Annotated in this window: 17 protein-coding genes and 1 pseudogene; 15 read left to right on the top strand and 3 right to left on the bottom strand. The window is 73.0% G+C overall.

From position 1 onward, the window contains the following. Positions 1-150: 150 nt before the first annotated feature. From ribD to ACFWFZ_RS15215, 10 genes are all read left to right on the top strand, one after another. Positions 151-1287 carry a bifunctional diaminohydroxyphosphoribosylaminopyrimidine deaminase/5-amino-6-(5-phosphoribosylamino)uracil reductase RibD gene (gene ribD / locus ACFWFZ_RS15260; protein ID WP_387122156.1) on the top strand — a complete coding sequence of 379 codons (1137 nt, stop codon included), beginning with the start codon at positions 151-153 and terminating at the stop codon, positions 1285-1287. Further along, positions 1288-1917, top strand: a complete 630-nt coding sequence (locus ACFWFZ_RS15255) for a riboflavin synthase (protein WP_387122153.1) — start codon at positions 1288-1290, stop codon at positions 1915-1917. Then, positions 1914-2567, top strand: a complete 654-nt coding sequence (locus ACFWFZ_RS15250; protein ID WP_387122150.1) for a nicotinamide riboside transporter PnuC — start codon at positions 1914-1916, stop codon at positions 2565-2567. The genes ACFWFZ_RS15255 and ACFWFZ_RS15250 overlap by 4 nt, the downstream gene beginning before the upstream one ends. Continuing rightward, positions 2564-3853, top strand: coding sequence for a bifunctional 3,4-dihydroxy-2-butanone-4-phosphate synthase/GTP cyclohydrolase II (locus ACFWFZ_RS15245; protein WP_387122147.1), 1290 nt, complete (start codon positions 2564-2566; stop codon positions 3851-3853). The genes ACFWFZ_RS15250 and ACFWFZ_RS15245 overlap by 4 nt, the downstream gene beginning before the upstream one ends. Before the next feature lie 58 nt (positions 3854-3911). Continuing rightward, positions 3912-4397 (top strand): 6,7-dimethyl-8-ribityllumazine synthase, encoded by a 486-nt coding sequence (gene ribH / locus ACFWFZ_RS15240; RefSeq protein WP_007262951.1) that lies wholly within the window; start codon positions 3912-3914, stop codon positions 4395-4397. A gap of 58 nt (positions 4398-4455) precedes the next feature. After that, positions 4456-4737, top strand: a complete 282-nt coding sequence (locus ACFWFZ_RS15235) for a phosphoribosyl-ATP diphosphatase (RefSeq protein WP_030028827.1) — start codon at positions 4456-4458, stop codon at positions 4735-4737. Between the two features lie 83 nt (positions 4738-4820). Beyond that, positions 4821-5669 (top strand): ATP phosphoribosyltransferase, encoded by an 849-nt coding sequence (hisG, locus tag ACFWFZ_RS15230; RefSeq protein WP_387122145.1) that lies wholly within the window; start codon positions 4821-4823, stop codon positions 5667-5669. A gap of 63 nt (positions 5670-5732) precedes the next feature. Beyond that, positions 5733-6197, top strand: coding sequence for a PH domain-containing protein (locus ACFWFZ_RS15225; RefSeq protein WP_387122142.1), 465 nt, complete (start codon positions 5733-5735; stop codon positions 6195-6197). A gap of 200 nt (positions 6198-6397) precedes the next feature. Continuing rightward, positions 6398-7828 (top strand): hemolysin family protein, encoded by a 1431-nt coding sequence (locus ACFWFZ_RS15220; protein WP_387122139.1) that lies wholly within the window; start codon positions 6398-6400, stop codon positions 7826-7828. Then, complete coding sequence (locus tag ACFWFZ_RS15215) at positions 7825-8868, top strand: hemolysin family protein (RefSeq protein WP_387122136.1); 1044 nt, start codon at positions 7825-7827, stop codon at positions 8866-8868. Before ACFWFZ_RS15220 ends, ACFWFZ_RS15215 begins: the two co-directional genes overlap by 4 nt. A gap of 73 nt (positions 8869-8941) precedes the next feature. On the opposite strand, the gene ACFWFZ_RS15210 is transcribed toward ACFWFZ_RS15215, so the two are convergent. Then, positions 8942-10861 (bottom strand): AAA family ATPase, encoded by a 1920-nt coding sequence (locus ACFWFZ_RS15210; protein ID WP_387122133.1) that lies wholly within the window; start codon positions 10859-10861, stop codon positions 8942-8944. Between the two features lie 390 nt (positions 10862-11251). Next, on the bottom strand, positions 11252-11887 hold the full coding sequence (locus tag ACFWFZ_RS15205; protein WP_387122130.1) for a uridine kinase: 636 nt from the start codon (positions 11885-11887) through the stop codon (positions 11252-11254). 107 nt (positions 11888-11994) lie between these two features. On the opposite strand from ACFWFZ_RS15205, the gene ACFWFZ_RS15200 reads away from it, so the two are divergent. The 5 genes and pseudogenes from ACFWFZ_RS15200 (at position 11995) to ACFWFZ_RS15180 (ending at position 16294) form a co-directional block, all read left to right on the top strand. After that, entirely contained in the window at positions 11995-13356 is a 1362-nt protein-coding gene (locus ACFWFZ_RS15200) for a peptidase C39 family protein (protein WP_387122127.1), read from the top strand. Positions 13357-13453: 97 nt separating this feature from the next. Then, positions 13454-13885: an SPW repeat protein gene (locus ACFWFZ_RS15195; protein ID WP_387122124.1), complete on the top strand. Its 432-nt coding sequence runs from the start codon at positions 13454-13456 to the stop codon at positions 13883-13885. A 149-nt stretch (positions 13886-14034) separates the two neighbouring features. Beyond that, the gene (locus ACFWFZ_RS15190) at positions 14035-14193 is read left to right on the top strand and encodes an SCO1431 family membrane protein (protein WP_387122121.1); all 159 of its coding nucleotides are present in this window, start codon (positions 14035-14037) and stop codon (positions 14191-14193) included. Between the two features lie 95 nt (positions 14194-14288). Continuing rightward, a pseudogene (locus ACFWFZ_RS15185) lies at positions 14289-14975 on the top strand (TetR/AcrR family transcriptional regulator). Between the two features lie 146 nt (positions 14976-15121). Further along, positions 15122-16294, top strand: a complete 1173-nt coding sequence (locus tag ACFWFZ_RS15180) for an acyl-CoA dehydrogenase (RefSeq protein WP_387122118.1) — start codon at positions 15122-15124, stop codon at positions 16292-16294. Between the two features lie 25 nt (positions 16295-16319). On the opposite strand, the gene ACFWFZ_RS15175 is transcribed toward ACFWFZ_RS15180, so the two are convergent. Then, positions 16320-16475: a hypothetical protein gene (locus ACFWFZ_RS15175; RefSeq protein WP_387122115.1), complete on the bottom strand. Its 156-nt coding sequence runs from the start codon at positions 16473-16475 to the stop codon at positions 16320-16322. Positions 16476-16804: the final 329 nt, after the last annotated feature.

The following is a 16804-nucleotide window of genomic DNA, read 5'->3' as shown; positions in this document are numbered from 1 at the left end:
CGGGCCAGTCACCGGTACGCCGCCGTCGGCGGTTCATCGGCGCATCCCTGCGGATGTGCCCGGTCGAACCGTTTCTCCGGCCTCGGCGTCCCCGCGTGAGCTGTTCCGCTTCATCTGTCGTATCCCGACAGGCCCCGGAGTCCGTGCCCGATGAGGCAGGAGGACCCGGTGGCGACACACGCCGAGCACGCAGCACCCGCACCCGACGCGGGTACCCGTGCCATGCGACGGGCCGTCGAGCTCGCCGCCCGCGGACTCGGCTCCACCAGCCCCAACCCGGTTGTCGGCTGCGTCATCACCGACCCCTCCGGCACCGTCGTCGGCGAGGGCTGGCACCAGCGGGCCGGCGGCCCGCACGCCGAGGTCCACGCCCTGCGCGCCGCAGGCGCGGCGGCCCGCGGCGGCACCGCCTACGTCACCCTCGAACCCTGCAACCACACCGGCCGTACGGGCCCCTGCGCGCAGGCCCTCGCCGACGCCGGCATCGCCCGCGTCGTCTACGCCGTCCCCGACCCGAACCCGCAGGCCAGCGGCGGCGGCGCCACCCTGCGCGCCGCCGGGATCGACACCTCGGCCGGGCTGCTCCAGGCCGAGGCCGAGGCCGTCAACACCGCCTGGCTGACCTCCGTACGCCTCGGCCGGCCCCACGTGACCTGGAAGTACGCCGCCACCCTCGACGGCCGCAGCGCCGCCGCCGACGGCAGCAGCCGCTGGATCAGCTCCGCCGAGTCCCGCGCGGACGTCCACCGGCTGCGCGCCGAGGCCGACGCCGTCCTGGTCGGCGGCGGCACCCTGCGCGCCGACGACCCGCACCTGGCCGTCCGCGGCATCGACGGCGCCACCCAGCCCCTGCGCGTGGCCCTCGACACCCGCGCCGGCCTCCGGCCGACCGCCCGCATCCTCGACGACGCCGCGCCCACGCTGCTCGTCGTCGCCGAGGACGCCGACACCAGTCACCTGCCAGGCGTCGACCTGCTCCGGCTGCCCCTGCACGACGGACGCATCCCCGTCGACCGGCTCCTCGCACAGCTGTACGCCCGCGGCGTGCGCTCCCTCCTCCTCGAAGGAGGCCCCACCCTCGCGGGCGCCTTCCTCGAAAACGGCACCGTCGACCGCGTCGTCGGCTACATCGCCCCCGCCCTGCTCGGCGCCGGCCCCGCCGCCCTCGCCGATGCGGGCGTCACGAACATCTCCCACGCCCTGCGCCTCGACATCACCGAGGCCGTCCGCGTGGGCCCCGATCTGCGCATCACCGCCCTTCCCGCCACCGCCCCCAAGGAGCACTGAGTGTTCACCGGAATCGTCGAAGAACTGGGCGAGGTCACCGCCGTCGAGCCGCTCCAGGAAGCCTCCCGCTTCCGGCTGCGCGGCCCCCTCGTCACCGAGGACGCCAAGCACGGCGACTCCATCGCCGTCAACGGCGTCTGCCTGACCGTCGTGGAGACCGCCGACGGCGAGTTCACCGCCGACGTCATGCAGGAGACGCTCAACCGCTCCAGCCTCGGCGCCCTGGCCACGGGCTCCCGCGTCAACCTGGAGCGCCCCATGGCCCTCGGCGGACGGCTCGGCGGCCACCTGGTCCAAGGGCACGTGGACGGCACCGGCGAGATCCTCTCCCGCACCCCCTCCGAGCACTGGGAGATCGTCAAGGTCGCCCTCCCGCGGAACCTCTCCCGCTACGTCGTCGAGAAGGGCTCCATCACCGTCGACGGCGTCAGCCTCACCGTGGTCGAGGCCGCCGCCGACTGGTTCACCATCAGCCTCATCCCCACCACCCTCGCGCTGACCACCCTCGGCATCAAGCAGCCCGGCGACCCGGTCAACCTAGAGGTCGACGTCCTCGCCAAGTACGTCGAACGCCTCCTCGCCGCCGGCGTGGACCCGCTGCGCGCAGACCCGGCGGGAGAAGCCCGGTGACCGCCCTGACCTGGCTCAACGCGGAGGCCTTCACCGTCTTCGGCCAGAAGGTCATCTGGTCCGACATGATCGGCAACCTGATGGGCCTGGCCGCACTCGCCCTCGGCTGGCGCCGCTCCATATGGACCTGGCCCGCCCAGCTCCTCTCCGGACTGATCCTCATCGCCGCCTACGCCTCCGCGCACCTCGCCGGCGGCGTCGGCAAGCAGCTCCTCGTCATCGGCGTGGCCGTCTTCGGCTGGACCGCCTGGCACCGCGGCAAGCAGCAGGCCCAGGACGGTTCCATCGCCGTACGCACCGCCACCTGGGCCGAGCGCGGACTGCTCCTCGGCGGAGCGGCCCTCGGCACCCTCGCCGTCGGCGGCCTCTTCACGCTCTACCCGTCGCTGTCCTGGAGCCCCTGGGCCGACGCCTACATCTTCGTCGGCACCATCGTCGCGATGGTGGCGCAGGCCCGCGGCCTCGTCGAGTTCTGGTTCGCCTGGCTCCTCGTCGACCTCGTCGGCGTCCCCCTCGCCTTCAGCGGCGGACTGGCCTTCTCCGGACTGGTCTACGTCGTCTACTTCGCCCTCGTGGTGTGGGGCGCCTACGACTGGTACCAGCGCTCCCGCACCACTCCCGCCCCGGCCCTCGAAGGAGCAGCGGCATGACCACCCTCAAGCCCGTGCCCGACATCCCCGAAGAGACCTTCCGCCTCGACCCCGTCGAGCAGGCCATCCGCGACATCGCTGCGGGCCGGCCCGTCGTCGTCGTCGACGACGAGGACCGCGAGAACGAGGGTGACCTCGTCATCGCCGCCGAGAAGGCCACCCCCGAGATCGTCGCCTTCATGATGAGCGAGTGCCGCGGCCTGATCTGCGCCCCCATGGAGGGCCCGGAGCTGGACCGCCTCGAACTCCCGCAGATGGTCCAGAACAACACCGAGTCGATGAAGACCGCCTTCACCGTCTCCGTCGACGCGAGCGCCGCCCACGGCGTCTCCACCGGCATCTCCGCCGCCGACCGCGCCACCACCCTGCGCCTTCTCGCCGACGGAGTCAGCGGCCCCGGCGACTTCGTCCGCCCCGGCCACATCTTCCCCCTGCGCGCCAAGCCCGGCGGCGTCCTGGTCCGCAACGGCCACACCGAGGCCGCCGTCGACCTCGCCCGCCTTGCCGGCCTGCGCCCGGCCGGCGCCATCGTGGAGATCGCCGGCGAGGACGGCGTCATGCTGCGCCTGCCCGAGCTGATCCCCTTCGCCCGCAAGCACGGCCTGACGATCATCTCCATCGAGGACCTGATCGCCTACCGCCGCTCCGCCGAACCCACCGTCCGCCGCGAGGCCGAGGTCAACCTGCCGACCGCCTTCGGCGACTTCACCGCACACGGCTACCGCTCCACCGTCGACGGCGTCGAACACGTCGCCCTCGTCCACGGCGAGATCGGCGACGGCTCCGACATCCTGGTCCGCATGCACTCCGAGTGCCTGACGGGCGACATCTTCGCCTCCCAGCGCTGCGACTGCGGCCCCCAGCTGCACGCCTCCATGGAGCGCATCAACACCGAGGGCCGCGGCGTCGTCGTCTACCTGCGCGGCCACGAGGGCCGCGGCATCGGACTGCTGTCCAAGCTGCGCGCCTACGAGCTCCAGGAACGCGGCCGCGACACCCTCGACGCCAACCTGGAGCTGGGCCTGCCCGCCGACGCCCGCGACTACGCCGCCGGCGCGCAGATCCTCGCCGACCTCGGCGTGCACAGCGTCCGGCTGCTGACCAACAACCCCGACAAGTCCGCCGCCCTGGAACGGCACGGCATCACGGTCACCAGCCGCGAGGCCATGCCGGTCGAGGCGGGCGAGCACAATCTGCGGTACCTGCGCACCAAGCGGGACCGGATGGGCCACGACCTGCCCTGGCTGGACGGGGCCGTGACCACGTCCGCCTGCGGCAACCAGTAAGCACGCACCACCACCCGTACGTACATCCACCATCCACGAACCACCGAGGAGCAGAGCTGTGAGCGGCAAGGGCGCACCCGAACTGAGCGTGAAGAACTGCGGAGACCTGCGAGTCGCCGTGATCGCGGCCCAGTGGCACGAGAAGGTCATGGACGGACTGGTCGACGGCGCCCTGCGGGCCCTGCACGAGCTGGGCATCGACGAGCCCACCCTGCTCCGCGTCCCCGGCAGCTTCGAGCTCCCGGTCGTGGCGAAGGTCCTGGCCGGGCGCGGCTACGACGCCATCGTCGCCCTCGGCGTGGTCATCCGCGGCGGCACCCCGCACTTCGACTACGTCTGCCAGGGCGTCACCCAGGGCCTGGTCCAGGTGTCCATCGACACCGGGGTCCCCGTCGGCTTCGGCGTACTGACCTGCGACAACGACGAGCAGGCGCTGGACCGTGCCGGACTCGAAGGGTCGAACGAGGACAAGGGTCACGAAGCGGTCACCGCCGCCGTCTCCACCGCCATGACCCTGCGCACCGTCAGCGAGCCGTGGCGTTAGTCCAAGGAGTGAACCCCGGCACCGGGACACCCGGGTGAGCCCTTACTCTAAGGACATCATGGCGAACAAACCCTCCAAGACCTTCGAAGAGCTCTTCACCGAGCTCCAGCACAAGGCCGTCGAAGGCGACCCCAGCACCTCCCGCACCGCCGAGCTCGTCCACAAGGGCGTCCATGCCATCGGCAAGAAGGTCGTCGAGGAAGCCGCCGAGGTCTGGATGGCCGCCGAGTACGAGGGCAAGGAAGCCGCTGCCGAGGAGATCTCCCAGCTGCTCTACCACGTCCAGGTGATGATGGTCGCGCGCGGGATCTCCCTCGACGACGTCTACGCGCACCTCTGAGCCCGGGTCGGGGCCGCACATCCGCCCTTTCGCACCCACGTAAACCACGCACACCACGTACACCACGCATCAAAGGAAGCCCCATGCTGCGCATCGCCGTCCCCAACAAGGGTTCACTCTCCGGACCGGCGTCGGCGATGCTCCATGAGGCCGGCTACCGGATGCGCAAGGAGTCCAAGGAGCTCGTGGTCGTCGACCCCGAGAACGAGGTGGAGTTCTTCTACCTCCGCCCCAAGGACATCGCGATCTACGTCTCCTCGGGCAAGCTCGACATCGGCATCACCGGCCGCGACCTGCTGCTCGACTCCGGCGCCAGCGCCGAGGAGATCCTCCCGCTGAACTTCGGGCGCTCCACCTTCCGCTACGCCACCACCCCCGGCACGGCGAAGGGCCCCCAGGACTTCACCGGGATGACCATCGCGACCTCGTACGAGGGAATCGTCGCCAAGCACCTGGCCGACCAGGGCATCGACGCCTCCGTCGTGCACCTCGACGGCGCCGTCGAGACCGCCATCCAGCTCGGCGTCGCCCAGATCATCGCGGACGTCGTCGAGACCGGCACCAGCCTGCGCAACGCCGGTCTGGAGGTCATCGGCGAGCCGATCCTCACCTCCGAGGCCGTCGTCATCCGCGGCAACGGCGCCGACGGCGACGACCCGCAGGTGCAGCAGTTCCTGCGCCGCCTGCAGGGCGTCCTCGTGGCCCGCAGCTACGTGATGATGGACTACGACTGCCGCGCCGAGCACCTTGAGCGCGCGGTCGCCCTCACCCCGGGCCTGGAGTCGCCGACCGTCTCCCCGCTGCACAACGAGGGCTGGGTCGCGGTCCGTGCCATGGTCCCCGCCAAGGAGGCCCAGCGCATCATGGACGACCTGTACGAGCTCGGCGCCCGCGCGATCCTCACCACCTCGATCCACGCCTGCCGCCTCTGAGGACCGCGTGCCCGCCGGCACGCTTCCCCCTCGCCCGTACGCCACCCCAGAAGGCAACGCACCATGGCCGAGTCCGCCGCCCCGCCCGTACCGCCCACCCTGCCGGTCACCTTCCGGCCGACCCGCACCCGGGCCGTCCTGCTGGGCGTCGGGCTCGCCATGTTCGCCACCATCACCGCCATCGCCGTGATGCTGGAGAACCTCAGCCCCGGCGAGCGGATCAGCTTCGTCTTCACCGCCGTCCTGCTGAGCTCCGTACTCGTCCTGCTCAGCCGTCCCAAGGTGACCGCGGACGAGGACGGCGTCACCGTCGTCAACCTCACCAACACCCGCCGTCTGGCCTGGGCGGAGATCCTCCGGGTCAACCTCCGCCCCGGTGACCCGTGGGTGTTCCTGGACCTCAGCGACGGCACCAGCCTGCCCGCGCTGGGCATCCAGCCGGGCGTGGCCAAGCAGCAGGCCATCAGCGACGCGCGCGCGCTGCGCGCCCTGGTCGAAACCCATGGAACCGGCACAAACGACCACTGACCCCGCCGACGCTCGTCGCCGCGTACCGTTGCGGCCGCGACCTCAATGACTAACCTGGTGGCGGGGCGCAGCCGTGCGCCCTCCCACCGGCCCCGGGACCCCGAGGCCCGCGGGCACCTGCGACTCGAGGAGTGACTCCCTCCAGCAATGGACGGATCGTCCGGTAATACCCGTGCCGCCCTCCCCCCGGAGGCGGCGGCATGACCATCCCGCTGCTCCTGCTCGCCGCGGCGTTCGCCCTGATCCTCGCCAACGGATTCTTCGTGGCGGCCGAGTTCGGCCTCGTCACGGTGGAACGCCCCGAGGCGGAGCGCGCCGCAGCCGACGGAGACCGCCGTGCCCGCACGGTCGTCAAGGCCCTGCGGGAGCTGTCCTTCCAGCTCTCCGGCACCCAGCTCGGCATCACCATCACCTCCCTCGTGGTCGGCATGCTCGCCGAGCCCGCCCTGGCCGCGCTGCTGGCCGGGCCGCTCGCCGCGACGGGCCTGCCGCAGGGAGCCGTCTCCGGCGTCGCCGTCGTCATCGGCGTGCTGCTCGCCTCCGCCGTCCAGATGGTCGTGGGCGAACTCGTCCCGAAGAACTGGGCGGTCTCCCGGCCCCTCCAGGTGGCCCGCTTCGTCGCAGGCCCGCAGAACGCCTTCTCACGCGCCTTCCGGCCGGTCATCGCCGGCCTCAACGCCGTCGCCAACCGGCTCGTACGGGCGCTGGGCGTGGAGCCCACCGAGGAGATGGCCTCCGCCCGCACCCCGGGCGAACTCGTCTCCCTGGTCCGCCATTCGGCCCAGGCCGGAGCCCTCGAACAGGACACCGCCGACCTCTTCGTACGGACCCTGTCGCTGGGCGAGCTCACGGCCCAGCACGTCATGACCCCCCGGGTGAAGGTCAGCGCCCTCCAGTACACGGCCACCGCGGCCGACGTGCTGAACCTGACCCGCGCCACCGGCCTGTCCCGCTTCCCGGTCTACCGCGAACGCATCGACGAGATCACCGGCGTGGTCCACCTCAAGGACGCCCTCGCCGTGCCCGAGTCCGAACGCGACCGCACCACCGTGGGCCGGATCTGCGTCGCGCCGCTGTTGGTGCCCGGCTCCCTGCCGGTGCAGCCGCTGCTGGAGCGGCTGCGCAGCGAGCAGCCGATGGCCGTGGTCGTCGACGAGTACGGCGGCACCGCCGGCGTCGTCACCCTGGAGGACATCGTGGAGGAACTCGTCGGGGAGGTCCGCGACGAGCACGACCTCGCCGAGGACGAGACCCCCGAACTCGCCGCCGTGACCGCCGAGGACGGCAGCCCCTCCTGGGAGGCCGACGGCAGCTGCCGCGTGCAGACCCTGCGCCGGATAGGCCTGGAGGTGCCCGAGGGCCCCTACGAGACCGTCGCCGGCCTCGTCGCCGACCTGCTCGGCCGGATCCCCGCCCCCGGTGACCGCGCGGACCTCCCCGGATGGAAGCTGTCCGTCCGCAGGGTCGGCCGCAACCGGGCGGAACGCGTCCGGCTGGTCCGCCTGACGGCCGTACCCGCCGTCGGCGCGTACCGGCAGATCGCGGGCCCCGCCGGCGCCTCCGTGCCCGGCTCCGGCCGCCACGGCGAAGCCGCCCCGCAGCGCGCCGAGCTGGAAGGCGCCGCCCGGTGAACGCGCTCCAACTCGTCTTCGCCCTGCTCCTCGTCCTCGCCAACGGCTTCTTCGTCGGCGCCGAGTTCGCACTCGTCTCCGTACGGCGCAGCCAGATCGAGCCCCTCGCGGCCGAGTCCAAGCGGGCCCGCCAGGTGCTCCACGGCCTGGAGAACCTGCCCCGCATGATGGCCGCCGCGCAGTTCGGCATCACCGTCTGCTCGCTCACCCTCGGCGCGGTCGCCGAACCGACCGTGGCCCGGCTGCTGGAGCCCGTCTTCCACGCCCTCCACGTACCCCAGGGCCTGGTCCACCCCCTCGGCTTCGCCCTCGCGCTCGCCGCCGTGGTCTTCCTGCACCTGGTCATCGGCGAGATGGTCCCCAAGAACCTCGCCATGGCCGCACCCGAGAAGACCGCCCTGTGGTTCAGCCCCGGCCTGGTCGCCTTCGCCCGCCTCTGCGGGCCGGTCACCACCGCGCTGGGCGCCTGCGCCAAGCTCGTCCTGATGCTCTTCAGGGTCGAGCCCAAGGACGAGGTCGAGGCCGCCTACACCTCCACCCAGCTGGGCCGGCTCCTCAGGGACTCCCGACAGGCCGGGCTCCTGGAGCAGGTCGAGCAGGAGCGGCTGGAGGACGCGCTGGAACTGGGCAGCCGCCCCGTCACCGACGTCCTCCTCGACCGCGACCGCCTGGTCACGGTCGACCCGGCCGTCACCCCGCGCCAGATCGAACAGCTGACCGTGCGCACCGGCTACTCCCGGTTCCCCGTCCGCGCCGACAGCGGCGCCTTCATGGGCTACCTGCACGTCAAGGACGTACTGGACCTGGAGGACCGGGAACGCGCCGTGCCCCAGCGGGTCTGGCGCCGCATGACCACGCTGTGCGCCACCGTCCCGCTGGACGACGCCCTCGGCGTCATGCGCCGGGACGCCACCCACCTGGCGCAGGTCGCGGACCAGAGCGGCCGGGTCCTCGGCCTGGTCGCCCTGGAAGACGTCCTGGAGATGCTGGTGGGCGAAGTCCGCGACCCGGCCCACCGGATGCCGGCCGGCCGCACGTAGCCGAGAGGGGCCGGGCCTGCCGCGCGGCGGCACGTCCGGCCCCGCCGGGCTCACAGGGGCGGCCCCGCCGGGCTCACAGGGGCGGCTCCGGCCGCTCCTGGGGCCCGCGGCCCGACAGGACCTCCCCGTACGCCTGCATCAGGTCCGGCAGCCGGAGGGTGGCCAGGTCGTCCCGCGACGGCTCGCCCGCGAAGCCCGCCAGCCGCAGGTCCCGGTACGCACAGCTCTTCTCGTACAGGGTCCGCAGGAAGCGGCCGTTGCCCAGCTCGTCGATCCAGCCCTGCTCCACCACGTGCCCGCTGATGCTGCGCAGCTCCTCCAGGGCCTCCTCGTCCCAGTGGTCCCCGTTCGCGTCGGCCAGCACGCCGCCGATCGCGGTCAGCTCCGACGGCCGGTAGCTGGGGAAGTCCACCCGCGTGGTGAACCGGGAGGACAGCCCCGGATTGGCCGCCAGCAGCCGGTCCATGCCGGCCGGATAGCCCGCCAGGATCACCACCAGGTGGTCCCGGTTGTCCTCGGCACGCTTCAGCAGCACCTGCAGCGCCTCGTCGCCGTACGCGTCGCCCTTGCTGTAGCCCGTGTTCGACAGCGAGTACGCCTCGTCCACGAACAGCACCCCGCCGATCGCCGAGTCGATCAGCTCGTTGGCCTTCACCGCCGTCTGGCCCAGGAACTCACCCACCAGGTCGGCCCGCTGGGCCTCGACCAGATGGTCCCCGCCGAGCAGCCCCAGCGCGTAGAAGACCCGGCCCAGGATCCGGGCCACGGTCGTCTTGCCGGTGCCCGAGGGCCCGGAGAACACGAAGTGCCGTTTGGGCGGCTGCACCGGCAGCCCCTGACCCGCCCGCAGCCGCGCCATGTGCAGCTGCGCCGAGAGGGCCTTCACCTGCCGCTTGACGGGCTCCAGGCCCACCATCCGCTCCAGCTCCGCCAGCGCCTCGGCCAGCGCCGCCGGGTCGGACGGCCCGGCCGGCAGCCCCTCCGCCGAGCCCTGCGGCGGGACGGGCACCTTGCGCCGTACGCCCTCCACCCGGCCCGGCGGGGGAGGGGGCGGACCCAGCGGGTCGGCGCCCGCCTGGCCGTCCGGGGCGATGTCCTGCACGGGACCGCCGCCGCCCAGGGCGACCGCCGCGAAGTCCCCGCCGACCGGCGACGGGCCGTAGCCCGCGTAGCCGCCGTACCCGGAGTACCCGGCCAGGCCCGCAAGATCGGCCATGCCGTCGGTGTCGTCGCCGTCCTCGATGGCCGTCAGCCGGGCCGCGGTGTCCATGAACGAGGGGTCCACCCGGTGCACCGCCCGGTACAGCGGCAGCGCCGCCGCGCTGCGCCCCGTGCCCTCGTGCGCCCGGGCCAGCCAGTAGCGCAGCTCCTTGCGCTGCGGCTGCTCGCTGCGGCAGCGCATCAGCGCTGCCGACAGCATCGGCTCCGCCTGCCCGTACATCTCCAGCCGGACCCGCGCCATCCCGCCGAACAGCCCCGCCTCGATCCCCAGCAGCGGGTCGTTCACCAGCGGCTCGGTGTGCCGGACCAACTGCTCCCAGTCCTTGACCAGATAGGCCCGGCAGGCGTGCAGGAACCGCACCTGCGGATCGGTGTCCACCGGCGGCAGCGCGGCGAGCGCCTGGTCCAGCTCAGGCACGTGCCGGCCGTCCAGCCAGTGCGAGGCGTGGGCGAGCAGCAGGTCCCGCCGGTTCTCCAGCACCGGCTGCACCCACCAGCCCAGCCAGTACCAGGAGTTCAGCGTCCTGCGGTGCCGGCCGCGCTGCTCGCCGAAGCGGTCCCGGTGCGCGTACATGCGTAAGAGGGCGTTGCCCGTGTCGACCCGGAGCGCGTGCAGGCCCAGCCACGCGTCGGCCATCGAGGGGTCGAGCCGCACAGCCGTCCGGAACTCCTCCTCGGCCTGCGGGTACGCGCCCACGGTGCAGGCGTCGACCCCTCGCAGCCAGGCGAGTTCGGCCGGGGCGTGCATGCTGCCCGGCGTGCCGAAATCCATCACGTCCCCCACAAGCCTGCCCCGTGGTGCGCGGCAACCCCCGCTTCGAGCGCGCGAGTTGTCCGGTGCCCCCCGCCTGGCGTCGCTGAAATCAGGGCTGCATCGTACCTGCGCTTTCGCGCCTTACGTAGGGCGCGGCGGGTCCGGTTCGAGCGGGTACCCCGGGCCCCTGTGGTCACACAGGGTGAACGTTCGGGGTCCGCGTGGCCCGCGCGGCACCCCTGCGGAGGGTGTCGCGGGCAGAACGATGCCCCCGGTCACGGGGGAACAACCGGGGGCATCGTGTGTGCGGCGGCCGGTAAAGGCGCCGCATCGAGAACGTAAGGCCGCTGCGGGGCCCAGGTCAAGCGGGTCGGCGCAGGCCCGGCGGGGCGGAATTCCGGGGCCGTTTCAGGCCCGGGGGAGTTGGTCACCGTCGGTGAGGAAAGTGGAGGTTCCAGCCGTCGCTCCGGCCCCGGGAGACCACTCGTATCCCGTACTGCTCTGGCGTACCAGGGTGCCGGCGAAGGGGCGCGAAGGATCACAGGAGAAGTGCGCGCGCTCCGCGCGCTCCCACCCGTCCCAGAAGTCGGACAGTTCACGCCCGTCCCGGTCGCGGCCCCGCGTCCAGGACTGGGCGCGGGGGGTCTCCATCCACAGCAGCCGGGCCAGGTGCGGCCGCAGCGCCCGCCGCCCCGCGCCGACCCCCTCCACCAGGAGCACCGGCGCCGGCTCCAGCACCCGCTCCGGCCCGAAGCGGCACTCCACCCAGTCGTACGGGGTCCAGTGCGCGGGCCGCCCGCAGGCCAGGGGCTCCAGCACCTGGGTGCGCAGCCGCTCCTCCCAGCCGAACAGCTCCTCGTGGCTGGCGACATCGTCCAGGTGCAGCACGGGCGCCCCGCCCAGCGCATCGGCGAGCCGCCCCGCGAAGGTGCTCTTCCCGGAACCGGCGTGCCCGTCGATCCCGATCAGGCGCACCGGGCCGAGGGAGCACGGCAGGGCGGCGAGCTCCCGTGCGAGGGATTCGAGTGACTGGTGCGGCTCCACCCGACCAGCGTAGACAAGTCCGACACGACCCGTGGCTTCGGCCTTCGGCCGCCGGGAACCTGCAAGGGTGACACCACCGAAGCGCCGACCCACCGGGGGACCACGCGATGACCGCACCCACGCCACGCAGGGCCGTACTCGTCGCCGCACTCGCGGTCGCCACCGCGGCCACCGCCGCCTCCGTCCCCGGCGGTGGCGCCCCGGCAGCAGCCGCCCCTCGCGCGCAGGGCCCTACCGTCGACAACCGCTTCTGGTACTCGTACGGCCACTGGCGGGCCGGCACCCACCAGGGCACCACCGCCGTCGCAGGCGCCCGCCCCGGCCTGCAGATCGGTACGGCCGTCGGCCGCACCGAGTACGCCGACCCGCACACCGGCCGCAAGGGCACCTGGGAGTACGCCACCTGGACCTCCCCGGTGCACCGCTCCACGGTGCCCGCCACCGAGGCCGTCGCCTCCTGGAACGCCCATACCCCGGCCGGCACCTGGATCCAGACCGAGCTGCGCGCCACCTACACCGACGGCGCCGCGACCCCTTGGTACGTGATGGGCCGGTGGGCCTCCGGCGACGCCGACATCCGCCGCACCTCGGTGGACGGCCAGACCGACGGCCGCTCCACCGTCTGGACCGACACCCTGGCCCTCGACGCGCCCGCCGCCGCCGACGGCCTGCGGATCACCGGATGGCAGCTGCGCCTGACCCTCCACCGCCGGCCGGGCGCAGCCGGCGGCCCCACCGTGCGGCTCGCGGGCGCGATGGCCTCCGCCGTCCCCGACCGGTTCACCGTCCCCGCCTCCCGCCCCTCCGGCACCGCCCACGAGCTGAAGGTCCCGCGCTACTCGCAGCAGACCCACATCGGGCGCTACCCCGAATACGACAACGGCGGCGAGGCCTGGTGCAGCCCCACCTCCTCCCAGATGGTCATCGAGTACTTCGGCCACAAGGCCGACCCCGCCGCCCTGGCCTGGGTGAACCCGACCTATTCCGACCCGCAGGTCTGCCACGCCGCCCGCTCCACCTACGACGCCGCCTACAGGGGCTGCGGCAACTGGTCCTTCAACGCCGCCTACGCCGCCACCTACAGCGGCCTCGCCGCGGTCGTCACCCGCCTCGCCTCGATGACCGACCTGGAGACGGTGGTGCGGGCCGGCATCCCCGTCATCACCTCCACGTCCTTCCGCGCGGACGAGCTCACCGGCGCGGGCTACGGCACGGCCGGCCACCTCATGGCCGTCGTCGGCTTCACCGCCACCGGAGACGTGGTCGTCAACGACCCCCACGCGCAGGACAATCCGTCCGTCCGCCGCGTCTACCGGCGCGCCGAGTGGGAGAACGTCTGGCTGCGCACCAAGCGCACGGCCGCCGCCGGGAAGATCGCCTCCGGCAGCGGCGGGGTCTGCTACCTCTACGCCCCCGCACTCCCGGCCCCCGGCCAGATCCTCGCCCTGCGGACCGTGGGCGTGCTGTGAGGAAGCGACGAAATTGCCCGTTGACCAGGTGGGCCGGATAAGCGGACCATAATGGGGTAAATGGCACATAAAGGCTTCTCATAGGAGGCGGCCCGCCATGACCACCCATCCCAGCATCGAGCACCACCCCGACCTCGCCGAGATGCGCACTCGGTTCGAGCGGGTGACCAGCACTCCCCGCGCGCAGGCCGTCGAGGCGCTGGCCCTGATAACCGGCCTGTACCTGGCCGCCTCGCCGTGGATCGCAGGATTCAGCGTCCTGACCCCGCTGGCGATCAACAACCTGATCGTCGGCCTGGCGTTCTGCCTGTGCATGGGCGGCCTGGGCTCCGCCTACGAGCGCACCCATGCCATGGCGTGGACGGCAGTCGTCCTGGGCGCCTGGACGATCATCGCCCCCTGGGCCATCGCCGGCGAGATGGACGTGACGCGCTCCGTGGTCAGCAACGTGATCACCGGCGGCGTCGCACTCTGCCTCGGCCTCGCGATGGCGGCCATGGCAGGCCGCAACCGCGACACCCGGGCCTGACACCGAAGGCGGCGCCGGACCCAACCCGCCGCCGGGCCCCGACCGCACCGCGCACCTGCCGGAGCGGCCGGGGCCCGGCCGCGTGACGTGCGCCACCAGTGACCCACGTCTCTACCGCGAATGCCGCGAACGCTGGCACATTGGACACCATGACTGCCGAAACCGCCGCCCCGACCGCATCCGCACCCGCCGGGAGCCTCGCTCGCACCGGGGGCCCCAAGGAGGACTCCGCCTGGCTGGAGCACGTCCTCGGCTGGACCCTCGTGGTCGTCGTCGCCATGTTCGTCACCCAGGTGGGCTGGCTCTGACGCCCGCCCGGTAGTCGCCCACGGGCGCCCCGGCCGCAGCACGCAGGTCTGCCATACTCCGGCCGTCCTGTGACAGTTCGAGGCTGGGGCCGGATGTGAACGACAGTCAACGGCGTGCAGCCGCCGGCCGTTCACAGGTGCGCAGGGCCGAACTCATCGTCGTCGGCCGCAAGTTCTTCGCCGACACCTCGCACGACGCGCTCTCCATGAACGACATCGCCCAGCACGCCGGTGTCGCCGAAGGGCTGATCTGCTACTACTTCAAAGCAAGCGCGGCTCCTGCCTCGCCATCGTCGAGGACTCCGTCGCCGGGCTCGTCGCCCGCGCCGGCGAGGACACCGGCCTCCCCGGAGTCGAGCGCGTCCGCAGCACCGTCGACGGCTACTTCCGCTACGCCGAGCACCACCGCGCCGCCTACCGCACCGTCGTCACCGGAGGCGTGGGCTCCGACGCCGAGGTGCTCTCCATCCGCGACGCCGTACGCGAGGCTGGTCGCCGCCATCGCCGAAGGCGCGTACGGACACCGCGACCTCCCCCCGATCGCCCGCCTCGCCCTCGTGGGCTGGCTCTCCGCGGTCGAAGGGACCACCCTGGAATGGATCGGCGGGCCGAGCGCCCCGGACCGGCCCGGACGCGCCCGGCTCGGAACCCTGCTGGTACGCCAGCTGCGCGCGACATTGGTGGTGATCGAGGAGTTCGCCCCGGAGTGTCCGGCACCTCCCCCTGTCGAAGAGCCGTTCGAACCGGCTGGTGATCTTGCCCCGGTGACGGGAAGCCCCTGATCGGGCATACTCAAGCCGCCGCAGCCGCTGAACAGCCTCTTCCGTGACCCGGGAGGGCAGCAACGGCTGCACAGAGCCCGAGACCCGGCTGCGCGCACCACACCTCGCGCGCCGCCGCCGTGCCCGAGATGGAGGAGAGCGCCGCCATGACAGACCGCGCCCCGCAGCCGGTGGACCGACAGCTGCCCACCGAGGAGTCCCGCGACCTCCTCGCCCTCGTACGCGAGATCGCCCAGCGCGAGATCCGCCCCCGCGCCGCCGAGGAGGAGGACGCCGGACGGTTCCCCCGCGAGGTCTTCACGCTGCTCTCCGAGGCCGGGCTGCTCGGCCTTCCGTACCCTGGGGAGCACGGCGGCGGCGAGCAGCCGTACGAGGTCTACCTCCAGGTCCTGGAAGAGCTGGCCGCGGCCCGCCTGACCGTCGGCCTCGGCGTCAGCGTGCACTCCCTGGCCTGCCACGGCCTCGCCGGCTACGGCACCAAGGAACAGCAGGCCGCGCACCTGCCCGCGATGCTCGGCGGCGGCCTGCTGGGCGCCTACTGCCTCTCCGAGCCGGCTGCCGGCTCCGACGCCGCCTCGCTCACCACCAAGGCGGTCCGCGACGGCGACGACTGGGTCATCACCGGCACCAAGGCCTGGATCACCCACGGCGGGGTCGCCGACTTCTACACCGTCCTCGCCCGTACCGGCGTCGAGGGCCCCAAGGGCATCACCGCCTTCCTGGTGCCCGGGGACGCGGCCGGCCTCACCGCCGCCGTGCCCGAGAAGAAGATGGGCATGAAGGGCTCGCCCACCGCCCAGCTGCACTTCGACGGCGTACGGGTACCCGACTCCCGCCGCATCGGCGAGGAGGGGCAGGGCTTCTCCATCGCCCTGGCCGCGCTCGACGCGGGACGGCTGGGCATCGCCGCCTGCGCCATCGGCGTCGCCCAGGCGGCACTGGACGAGGCGCTCACGTACGCCCTGGACCGCAAGCAGTTCGGACACCCGATCGCGGACTTCCAGGGGCTGCGGTTCATGCTGGCCGACATGGCCACCAAGATCGAGGCGGGCAGGGCGCTGTACCTCGCGGCGGCGCGGCTGCGGGACGCCGGCAAGCCGTTCTCCCGGCAGGCGGCCATGGCCAAGCTGTTCTGCACGGACGCGGCGATGGCCGTCACCACGGACGCGGTGCAGATCCTCGGCGGCTACGGCTACACCGCGGACTTCCCCGTCGAGCGCCTGATGCGCGAGGCGAAGGTGCTCCAGATCGTCGAGGGCACCAACCAGATCCAGCGCATGGTCATCGCCCGCCACCTGGCCGGGCCCGAGACGCGCTGAGGCGCGTGGTCCGCCGTCGGACGGGTCAGTACAGCCCGCTGCTCGTGGAGGGCCAGACCGGGGAGGACGTGAGCCGGGACCACTCCGGGTCACGCCGCCCGGGCAGCGTCCGCCCGGCGTCCGCCCACCGGGCCAGCAGGTCCCGGTAGATCGGCGGATCGGGCGCCTGCTGCTCGCGCACCGGTTCACGGTGAAGCGGTCGCCGAACCGATTCTTCGAAATGCGGGGGCATCGGAAGGCGCCTTCGGCCCGTTGAAGACTGAAGCGTGCTCATGCACGGCCAACGCGGTACCGAAGCCACGGGTAATCGCCCGGGGCCTACGCGTATCCGTTCGAGGGGTCCCCGCGGGCGGTGCGGGGGTGCGGGGGTGGGGGGGGGGGCGGGCCCCCCCCCCCCCCCCCCCCCCCCCCCCCCCCCCCCCCCCCCCGCCCCCCCCCCCCCCCCCCCCCGGCCCCCCCGCCCCCCCCCCGGCGCCGCCCCCCCCCCCCCCCCCCCGCGCCCGCCGCCCC

Source organism: Streptomyces sp. NPDC060232 (genome assembly GCF_042726555.1).
GTDB lineage: Bacteria > Actinomycetota > Actinomycetes > Streptomycetales > Streptomycetaceae > Streptomyces.
Note: the sequence above shows the minus strand (reverse complement) of the source record. Positions and strands in the feature narration are given on the sequence as shown.

Bases quoted from the DNA above. Each gene is read 5' to 3' on its own strand.
- ribD (WP_387122156.1), top strand. From the start codon at position 151: ATGAGGCAGGAGGACCCGGTGGCGACACACGCCGAGCACGCAGCACCC.
- ACFWFZ_RS15225 (WP_387122142.1), top strand. From the start codon at position 5,733: ATGGCCGAGTCCGCCGCCCCGCCCGTACCGCCCACCCTGCCGGTCACC.
- hisG (WP_387122145.1), top strand. From the start codon at position 4,821: ATGCTGCGCATCGCCGTCCCCAACAAGGGTTCACTCTCCGGACCGGCG.
- ACFWFZ_RS15190 (WP_387122121.1), top strand. From the start codon at position 14,035: ATGACTGCCGAAACCGCCGCCCCGACCGCATCCGCACCCGCCGGGAGC.
- ACFWFZ_RS15195 (WP_387122124.1), top strand. From the start codon at position 13,454: ATGACCACCCATCCCAGCATCGAGCACCACCCCGACCTCGCCGAGATG.
- ACFWFZ_RS15180 (WP_387122118.1), top strand. From the start codon at position 15,122: ATGACAGACCGCGCCCCGCAGCCGGTGGACCGACAGCTGCCCACCGAG.
- ACFWFZ_RS15210 (WP_387122133.1), bottom strand. From the start codon at position 10,861: ATGGATTTCGGCACGCCGGGCAGCATGCACGCCCCGGCCGAACTCGCC.
- ACFWFZ_RS15245 (WP_387122147.1), top strand. From the start codon at position 2,564: ATGACCACCCTCAAGCCCGTGCCCGACATCCCCGAAGAGACCTTCCGC.
- ACFWFZ_RS15200 (WP_387122127.1), top strand. From the start codon at position 11,995: ATGACCGCACCCACGCCACGCAGGGCCGTACTCGTCGCCGCACTCGCG.
- ACFWFZ_RS15220 (WP_387122139.1), top strand. From the start codon at position 6,398: ATGACCATCCCGCTGCTCCTGCTCGCCGCGGCGTTCGCCCTGATCCTC.
- ACFWFZ_RS15235 (WP_030028827.1), top strand. From the start codon at position 4,456: ATGGCGAACAAACCCTCCAAGACCTTCGAAGAGCTCTTCACCGAGCTC.